Source organism: uncultured Veillonella sp. (genome assembly GCF_934230905.1).
In the GTDB taxonomy this organism is placed as follows: domain Bacteria; phylum Bacillota; class Negativicutes; order Veillonellales; family Veillonellaceae; genus Veillonella.
Genome location: NZ_CAKQFJ010000024.1, coordinates 18,117 through 27,154, shown reverse-complemented (window position 1 = coordinate 27,154; position 9,038 = coordinate 18,117). Strand labels below are relative to the sequence as shown.

The 9,038-nt window shown below is 35.9% G+C and carries 9 protein-coding genes; 7 read left to right on the top strand and 2 right to left on the bottom strand.

Annotation, left to right across the window (positions count from 1 at the left end):
* Positions 1-106: 106 nt before the first annotated feature.
* On the top strand, positions 107-769 hold the full coding sequence (locus Q0E20_RS07355; RefSeq protein WP_295998455.1) for a hypothetical protein: 663 nt from the start codon (positions 107-109) through the stop codon (positions 767-769).
* Between the two features lie 197 nt (positions 770-966).
* On the opposite strand, the gene Q0E20_RS07350 is transcribed toward Q0E20_RS07355, so the two are convergent.
* Positions 967-1,440: a hypothetical protein gene (locus Q0E20_RS07350; RefSeq protein ID WP_295998452.1), complete on the bottom strand. Its 474-nt coding sequence runs from the start codon at positions 1,438-1,440 to the stop codon at positions 967-969.
* 317 nt (positions 1,441-1,757) lie between these two features.
* Between Q0E20_RS07350 and Q0E20_RS07345 the strand changes: the two genes are divergently transcribed.
* Positions 1,758-2,999 carry a hypothetical protein gene (locus Q0E20_RS07345; protein ID WP_295998450.1) on the top strand — a complete coding sequence of 414 codons (1,242 nt, stop codon included), beginning with the start codon at positions 1,758-1,760 and terminating at the stop codon, positions 2,997-2,999.
* A gap of 40 nt (positions 3,000-3,039) precedes the next feature.
* Positions 3,040-3,666 carry a hypothetical protein gene (locus Q0E20_RS07340; RefSeq protein ID WP_295998447.1) on the top strand — a complete coding sequence of 209 codons (627 nt, stop codon included), beginning with the start codon at positions 3,040-3,042 and terminating at the stop codon, positions 3,664-3,666.
* A 190-nt stretch (positions 3,667-3,856) separates the two neighbouring features.
* On the opposite strand, the gene Q0E20_RS07335 is transcribed toward Q0E20_RS07340, so the two are convergent.
* Positions 3,857-5,197, bottom strand: coding sequence for a hypothetical protein (locus Q0E20_RS07335; protein WP_295998444.1), 1,341 nt, complete (start codon positions 5,195-5,197; stop codon positions 3,857-3,859).
* Between the two features lie 215 nt (positions 5,198-5,412).
* Here Q0E20_RS07335 and Q0E20_RS07330 point away from each other — a divergent pair, with 215 nt between their 5' ends.
* The 4 genes from Q0E20_RS07330 to Q0E20_RS07315 all read left to right on the top strand — a co-directional run bounded on the left by Q0E20_RS07330 (position 5,413) and on the right by Q0E20_RS07315 (position 9,028).
* Positions 5,413-6,540, top strand: coding sequence for a hypothetical protein (locus Q0E20_RS07330; RefSeq protein ID WP_295998441.1), 1,128 nt, complete (start codon positions 5,413-5,415; stop codon positions 6,538-6,540).
* 837 nt (positions 6,541-7,377) lie between these two features.
* The gene (locus tag Q0E20_RS07325) at positions 7,378-7,956 is read left to right on the top strand and encodes a TonB-dependent receptor (protein WP_295998438.1); all 579 of its coding nucleotides are present in this window, start codon (positions 7,378-7,380) and stop codon (positions 7,954-7,956) included.
* 310 nt (positions 7,957-8,266) lie between these two features.
* The gene (locus Q0E20_RS07320) at positions 8,267-8,584 is read left to right on the top strand and encodes a HigA family addiction module antitoxin (RefSeq protein WP_295998435.1); all 318 of its coding nucleotides are present in this window, start codon (positions 8,267-8,269) and stop codon (positions 8,582-8,584) included.
* A gap of 90 nt (positions 8,585-8,674) precedes the next feature.
* Positions 8,675-9,028 carry a Spx/MgsR family RNA polymerase-binding regulatory protein gene (locus Q0E20_RS07315; RefSeq protein WP_009660717.1) on the top strand — a complete coding sequence of 118 codons (354 nt, stop codon included), beginning with the start codon at positions 8,675-8,677 and terminating at the stop codon, positions 9,026-9,028.
* The last annotated feature ends 10 nt before the right edge of the window (positions 9,029-9,038 follow it).

Here is a 9,038-nt window from a genome sequence, read left to right as displayed (position 1 = left end):
GTGATTTGCATAACTATGACAAATTATCTTTCAATGATTGGGATTAAAGTACCAACACGTTTTGTCCTATAACCCTATAATGTCCATAGAGTAAAATGGAAATTTAATGAAGTTTATAGATTGGGGATTAGTATTGATGGTTATTGAGATTACAAAAAAGCACATTATTACAGTAGTAGCTTGTTTAGCGGTTGGTATAAGTATTGGTGTGGGGACTGTTATGTTAGTTAATCATGAGTCACCAAATACGAATCAAACGGAGGCAACGAGTACACCTGCAAAACCTAGGGAGACTCCAAAACAGGAAACACCAACATCGGCCAATCAAGCGTCTACCAATTCGATGGATCTATCGACATATCGAAATGCGCGATTTGGATTCTCCGTTCGTTATCCTAGTACGTGGGTAAAAGGTGATGAACCGACTAATGGTGATGGTTGTATTATTTCTCCTCAAGATGGAACTATTGAAGTGACTGTATCTGGTTCAAATAATACACTTAATGAAACAACGCAAAGAGCTTATTATCGAACTCTTAACATAGCTAAACAACGTGGGATACCTGGATTTCATACGATAAGTGATGAGTGGTACGTTGTAACGTATACAGATGGAACATTCATTTATTATGTGAAAGGCTTTGTTGGTGCCGGTTCTGAAAATACATTGCATATCAAGTATTTACGGTCGAAGAAAGATCAATATCAAGATATAGTCCAACAATTAGAAAATGGTTTTAATCATGGGAATTTAGATACAGGTCACTAATTGGCCTTATAATTAGAGACTTTATTGTATGATTAAGCCGTAAGTTTGTTGAAATAATTGCCGATAAATCAGTTATTATTTCATTAAGGAATTTCTTACAGAACCTAATATGATATATATTGTAAAATTAGGGGACTTAATTTATAAATGGACTATATTTTGTATTACAGATTATTTTTAATGGGTGTTAAAGTTGCTTAGATTCTTTTATATAAATCTGAATTAAAATATGATGATGATTTATAGAATTTCATATTATATGCTAAATAAAATGCCATTTCACCTGCAGGAATTTCAATCATGTATTTATCAATTTTGTATCCATATGGATTCATATAATTCCAGGTGTTTTTGCTATCAGAGTATAGGTACATTGATTTCGTATTCCAATTATAACGAAATTTATCAGTTTGAACTCTAGATATTATTGTATCTCCATCATAAGCATGTGGAACATCTACTACATTTACTGCGATTATATATTGAGGAGGTGCATATTGTTGTACTACTAAAGAGCTTTTATCTAAGTAGTAACCAGTACCTCTAAACGTTGCTATCAATATAAAATTAGGATCGCCATTTAAATGTTCTTGGTAATCAGCATTAGCTGTATTAAATCCACCAAATAGAAAATAACAAAAAGCCATTACTAATAATAACCATTTTTTCATAGAGAACCTCCTTGAAAAATTCATGAAAAATTCATTAATAATATTATTTAATATTTGGCTTATAATAGCAATTAAATGATTATAAATATGTTTAAGGATTTATGAATAAACCCATTATGTAGATTAGCATTTGAATAATACGAATATTTTAGGATTATCTTGATAGATACATAATCATCAGATTTTTATATATAATGTATAATAGAGTTTAATAAGTTCATATGTTATTGGGTGGTTAGTACCGACGATAATGAAGCTTATAATGCAAAAGAGATAAAATAAGTAAAGGTATTCGTATTGATAAAAAAGGTATTTATATGATTAAGAGAATATGTTTAATAGGTCTTTGTTCGTTGGGCCTTATGGCGACAGCACATGGTGTGAATATAGACATTCCTGGCGGGGATGCTATGGTACCAGATGCTGCTTATGAAAGCTATTCTTATAATAGTACTGATATGGATCTTGTAGAGGCTCAGTTTAGACGTCGTTCAGGTCCTGTTGTAGCACAGACTGTAAAAAATGGCCGTAGGACCGTAGAGCAAGCCAAGGCATATATGGAGGGAACTGCTAAGTATTTAAAACGCCAAGCAAATCAGAGTACGGTGTTTATCTTTGATAATGATACACAGCATATTCGTTTTTCTATGCCTTATCCAAGTTTAGAAAGTAAGGTGAGCAATGACGGTACTAATCCAGTTGCTAATGTAGTAAATGAAGGCCATCAATATTATATTAAAAGCATGAATGCAGATATCGTAGTAGATGTAGATGATAAGACTACATATACAGATCGTGCTTTCACATATAAAACGATAAAAAATGGTCAATGGCAGCAGAAGTATGGCATTATGACAACTATCCCTGGAAAGGAGGGAAAAACCGAGCCTCGTACGCGTACGGGTGTTGAGTTTTCCTTGCCTAGTGATACGAACCATGTCTATCATGTTACTATCATAAACCGTGGCAATGGCAATCCAGATCATATTAGGTATGCAGAAGCGGCTTTGGCGAATTATGTGATTCCATCGGTAGAGGATACAAAAGCTATAGACCGCTATAGCACTGTTAAAACATGGGGGAACTTTGCATATCGTGTATTTAAGAATAGTGAGCGAAAAGCTGATTATGAACCGACCTCCTATGGTGAGGAAACGCATGTGTATGAAGGTGGCGGTATAGTGCAGCTAGTTAAGCGACGTCCGATTCTTCCAAATGATAAAACATATTTTTATGCAGGTGCTTTTTCTACGATGGATACGGTGAGCCGAAAATATCCATATTCAGTTAATGATAATGCTACTATTTGGAATAATGGCGTGCCTGCTTTCAGTGGTAGTGTAAAATTTGATAATGGTAGTAATTATACCTATTTCACAATCCATGATGATACATACGTGTACAGTATTGAAGTTGTTTATAAAGCTGATAAGGTGAAGAAATCTTACCATGATATTCGTAGTATGGTAGAGATGGCAACACTGATTAACCATCCCCATAAGCAAGCGTTCCCTGTTTTGAAATATCTTGACGAAGCGAATGTTTTTAAGTTACCCTAAGGCTTAATTAATAGTTTTATCTCTATGAAAGGAGACTTGTATGTCTAAAAAGAAGATTATTATTGCCGTACTTGTAGCCATTGTGGCTATTGCTCTAGGTTGGTATTTCTTGTATTTCACAAAAACACCAGTCTATTCCTTGAATCTTGCCCGTGAAGCTGTAGAAAAACATGATGTGAATGCTTTCAAAAAACATGTAGATATGGATGCCATTATTGGTTCAGGCTATGATGATCTTGTGGCTATAGAAATGGAAGATCCTAGTATTAAGAATAACCCATTTAAGGAGCTTGCGGAGGTGATGTTCCAAGGTTTGAAACCTAAGATTGTTCCTATTTTAAGCAATGAAATTTACAGCGCTATTGCAAAGCAACCTGAAAATACGGAACAAAATGCGAAGGAAAAACAAGCTGCTGACGAAATGAAAGAAAAAACTGGTATTAAAGATCTTGAGTTCAAAAGCATTGGTTCTGCCACTGTTGATGGTAATAGCGCTGTTGTGCCTGTTACATTTAATTCCAAAGAACTTAACCAAGACGTAACATTTAACCTTGCTATGAAAAAACTTGATGATGGCACATGGCAAGCCGTTAAAATTAATAATTTTAAGGACTTCCTTTCTCTTGTAGAACAACATGAGAAACAAGGTAAAGGAAAGTCAAAATAGAAAAACAAAAGCGAATAGGCTAACGAGATTTATTTATGACGCTGATTGCTATTACATCTATTATAGTTACAGTGCCTAAGAATCATCAAAATTAAATCATTCATACCTAATAAAAAGTATAACTTTCACCGTCAGGTTATCCATGACGATGAGAGTTATACTTTTTTGTTTAGTAATCGCAGAATGGGGTTTAGTGATAGGTTGCTACTTCCGGGAATACCACATGTTCTTGGAGTTTAAATTCCGGATTATTCGTAGAATCAAAGAATTCTATCATATTTCGTAATTTTTGGACTTCGTTAGCACTTAAAAATTTTGGATAAAAGATGGTATAGATAAAATGATAGGTACCATCATAGGATTCAAAGTTTAGGATGTGATTATCCCTATACGGTTCATAGCTGTGTATGGATAGCCCAGGAATATTATTATTCCATACAACCGAGTAATTTATATAATCTGGTGTTGGGTGGTAACGGTAAATATCCCAAAACGTATGTAACTCTCTATTAAAATTGTAATGACCATCAGTAATAAAAGTATGGACATACGGATTCTTAGCAAGCTCCGTAGTAGAAACAGAAAAAATTATGGATCCTTTTTTGTAATGTCTAATATCTTGATAGGTACCCTTGCTTTCACCATCGAATATGGCATCCTTAGGTACGCGATACTGTATGCCATTTAGATTTTCTATGCGTGAATATTGATTCAACTCATTGAGATTTTTCACCGATGGAAGCACGTAATTGGCGAGTAGATTGTCAGTAGGCACCTTATTCAACACCGGTTTATTATCGAAATAGGCGATACCTGCGTGATATAGAGGATACCGTATGGCAAAGCCCATATATTTAAAGTTGATGGTATCCACGGTCATCGTCGTTTTTTGGCCATTTTTGAGGTAAGGCATTTTCATGCTGTCCCAAGTACTATAGGTAACGGTAGGGTATGAAAATACAGTTGCCTTTATATCAGAAATATGTTTCGATGGATTGCGTTTGGCCTTATCTTGCAAGAACTGGCGGACATCCTTATCCGTTAATTTCTCATAATTGATCTTGGTATCGCGCCAATTATGGTTAGGATAATAACCGTAGTCGACCTCTAGATTGAGGCTACCGTTATCAGTTATAACGCGATAATCCTCTATGGTGCGATCTGGATTTTTATACCGGCCAATATTATATTCGCTTTTTATGCCTGCTACGGGGAATGAAAGACGGATTTGGCTGTATCGATTGTGAACGGAAATAACCGTATTGTGGTAATGCTCTCCGCGATATATAGAGGCCTCCTTTGCATAGGCTAGTTCGTTTCTACTAATACCGTTGGCTTTATCGGTGCTCTTTAACGTTTCTACATAATTGGCCACATCCTGTTCAATGGCTTGGTTTGTGGCTTGATAATTTATATACGCATCTTTTGGAATTTTCGCATCCGCACCAGGAATGTTGACGTCGATGGCCTCTACTGGTGATAGTACAGTGCTCATGATGACAGCACCCACTATGAGTGGTAATTTTAGCATAATAGCTTCTCCTGCTTACATGCTCCTTTTTATAGGAGCTATATCAATACATAGACTCTTTTTGTTAAGTATAATTATATAATATTCCTATGTTTTAAACAGTAATGAGTTCCTATAGCTCTATGCACTAAATTTTACACATCTACTCATTTATACTAAAGGTGTAAACAGTGTTAGCTTTCATCAAGATTAGTAAGGTAAAAGGGGGATGTCCTATGAATCAAGGTTTAGTGCGCCAAATTAATGATATCGTTAGACCCTATCGAAAAGCGCGGATGGGTCTGCTCATTGTGATTAGCAATCCTGTTGGCCAAAGTGGTCCGACGCCACGGTTGGCATGGCAGTATATGGTTGGCCGAAATTGGTATAAGCATACGATTCATGGCACGGCATCCGTGAATGGTGTACATGGACAGCAGCCGGTGGAAATGACCTTGTTTGCATGGCCTGAAAATCGGATTGCGGATTGGCACAGCGTGGGCGGTTGGTATACGCAGCGGTATGGGTATCCTTGCGTGCTCTGCGTGTCGCCTACGGGGCACACCAAGATGCTTCGTTATGATCATGGCAAAATGCGGTATGGCGATGACTTAGGGGACTGGGATCCTCATCAGATTGAGGTCTATGGTAGCACTGTTTTAGGTGAAAGCTATGCTTGTACGGGCATTGACGCTGATTATCGGCGTATGCAATTTCCTGAGTTTAATCGTCAAGATGGCATTCATTTTGGTGCTTTATCTGATTATATTGGCAGTGAATATATTTTACTATTCCCCAAAAGGCGTATTAGTTTAGTACGTAGAGGAATATGGCGCCATTCGATTGAAGATCTCGCCAATATATGTAATGTACCCTTTGATGTAGTGGAGCAAACTTATCTCGATACGCCTGATGACCCAACGGAATATAAGGAAACCTTTTATGCTCTGTATGTGCGAAAATCAAGATTACAAGAAGTATTTGGCGTTTTTAAACGAACCCTTATGTCTAGAGCCATTACTTGGATGCTTTGTATCACACCAAGAGGGTATATGTATTATATTTCCCCATGTACAAATAGTGATACAGGGCTAACAACCAGCAGCACCCTACCTAACATTGCATATGACCCACACGCCGATGAATTTTTGGCCCTTCTCGCTAAAGATAGATGGGAATTGCGTGGTAACTATGGACTGTTTTCACTTGATACATACAAATCATTTATGGAAACACAAGATTGCTACATCAAAACGATTTTGCCAGACCCGGAATTTACCTATTGCGCTCCGTCAGTCATGACCGTCATAACAGGGCACAATATCATTCAGAACTTACTGAAAACACCATGTGTATGGGCATAAAAAAGAGCTATCTTAGATTTTCTAAGATAGCTCTTATTTGTCTAGCAATAGCAAAATAGCCCTCCGTTACCGCTTGGTAGCTAGGTAAAACGAAAAGGCCATTTCTACAAATTCGTATTGTTTCGAGATGAGCCCGACGTTTCGACTCGTCTGACTATCTTTTTATATTATAGATAGAATTGTATATATCGTCAAATACGAATAAACCATAAAACAATAGGCACAATGCTTCTTAGCATAGTATACTTATACTAAGAAGGTTGTGCCTTTTTCGTTAGGGTTGTTATATTGTTATATCATATAGTTTTTGAGCGTTAGATATTTGTGAATATGTGTAAATCAATTATAAAAATAGTTTTAGGTGTAGTTGTAAAGCTATTGCTCTTATTAATTTGGTGTACTTCCATATATGTTTTTTGTGGCTTAATTTATGATCGTTATGTGTTGGAACTATACCCATTAGGTGATAAAGTTCTAGTACTGATTCTTATGTTTGGTAACATATGGATTATACCTTGGCTGATGGTGTGGTGTAAAAAACTGCATCCATTTTTATCTAAACCTAAAATATATTATGCCTATAAATCTTGGATAGCAGAAAAAAGAGAGGCTTCTTTTGCTTTTAAATCTTTATTCTTTATTATTGAATTAATATTGAAAGCCTATGGTATATTGTGGAGCACTCTTTTGGTTGTTATATTCGCCCTAATTCTTACACCCTTATTATTACAACTTAGGAAACTCCTTTCTTGGATATTGGGGTGGGGTTAATTTGAGAATTTTCCTAGTTTTATAGGTTTTTATCGTTTATATAGCTTGAGAGATTAGGAGAGAATAATGAGAACAAAATGTATAGTACTTAGTGTAGCTACGGCGTTATTACTGGCGGGCAATGTAAGCTCCATTGCAGATGCTAGTTGGGTTAGTAAAGCCATGGATCGTTTAGAAACGAGTAATGCTAAGCTTTCACCTAGTTGGCCAAAGGCAGAGCAATACCGTCATTATCGACCAGGGCAGGCTATAGGTGCTTATTTGCCGGCTGAAGATATGAAGATTGCTGGTGTTGCCTTGGGAACGTCCTTTGATGCGGTAAAAGCTAGCTTAGGTCAGCCGACTAGTGAAAAACGTGATGAGCTTACCTATGGAGGCATTAAATTTGGACATTCCTTGATGCAAGATAGCAGACCTATCGTATGGTATATAACCGTAAGTAATCGCGATGCTGTAACTACTCGAGGCATTGCCGTTGGCGACACCTTGAAAAAGGTTATGGACGTCTATGGGCGCCCTGACTTTATCGACTTTAATAACCGGTGGTTCTATGGATATCTTAGATATAATAGCGATAACATTCGCGGTATATTTTTTGAACATAATGGTAGCAAGGTGACGAAGATTATCGTAAGTGATAATTAAGTGATTTTTTATAAGAGGTGGTGACTATTAGTGTCATAGGCAGGTAGTGTAATAACCCTTGTAGAAGATTTTTATAGAATATATTATCGTGTTCTCATTTTTTTGTTTATATCTTCAGAATAAGTAGTTATATTGAATTATACCTGTATAACAGGTATAATAAAGGAGACGTATTCTATGATTATTGGATTTAAGGATAAGGAAACTAGTCTTAGGATAAATAATCAGTATAGGATTTGCTTTCAAGTAAAAGATATAAATTGTTTTTATAATGTTGAAATTGTGGATTACCATTAAAGAGGTTATACTTATGAAAAATTATATTCCTACTCCAACAATTAGTGAGATATTGAAAGAAGAATTTATAAAGCCGTTTGGTCTAACAGCTTATCGACTTGCCAAAGATATTAAAGTGCCTGTATCTAGAATTCAAGAGATTTTACAAGATAAGCGTAGAATTACGGCGGATACGGATTTACGACTTTGTAAATATTTTGGTATGTCTAATGGATTTTTTTTGAGAGTTCAAATGGACCTTGATTTGCGTAAAGCTCAAACAAATAGTCGTTTACTCGAAGCGTTACAGTCAATACAACAATGTACCGCTATCCCTACGGACGATATATAAAACAATAAATTGAAATTAATCGATATATCTGCTACACTATATATAAATGAATAATGATTCTTAGTGTTATATGTAGATAAAGGAGTTCCTATGTTATTTGTAGAATATCCCAAATGCACAACGTGCAAAAAAGCAAAGAAGTTTTTAGATGATCATCATATTGAGTACACAGACCGTGATATTAAATCTGAAAATCCTACAGCTGAAGAAATTGCTGCTTGGTACCCTCAATCAGGTAAGGATTTGAAAGCATTCTTTAATACGTCTGGATTGATTTATCGTGAACAACAATTAAAGGATAAGTTGCCAGGTCTTAGCGAAGAGGAAAAACTCGCTTTATTAGCATCTAATGGTATGCTCGTAAAGCGTCCAATCTTGGTATTAGAGGATAAGGTATTAGTTGGATTTAAAGAAAAAGAGTGGATTGAAGCGCTTAATCTGTAATTGGTAGATT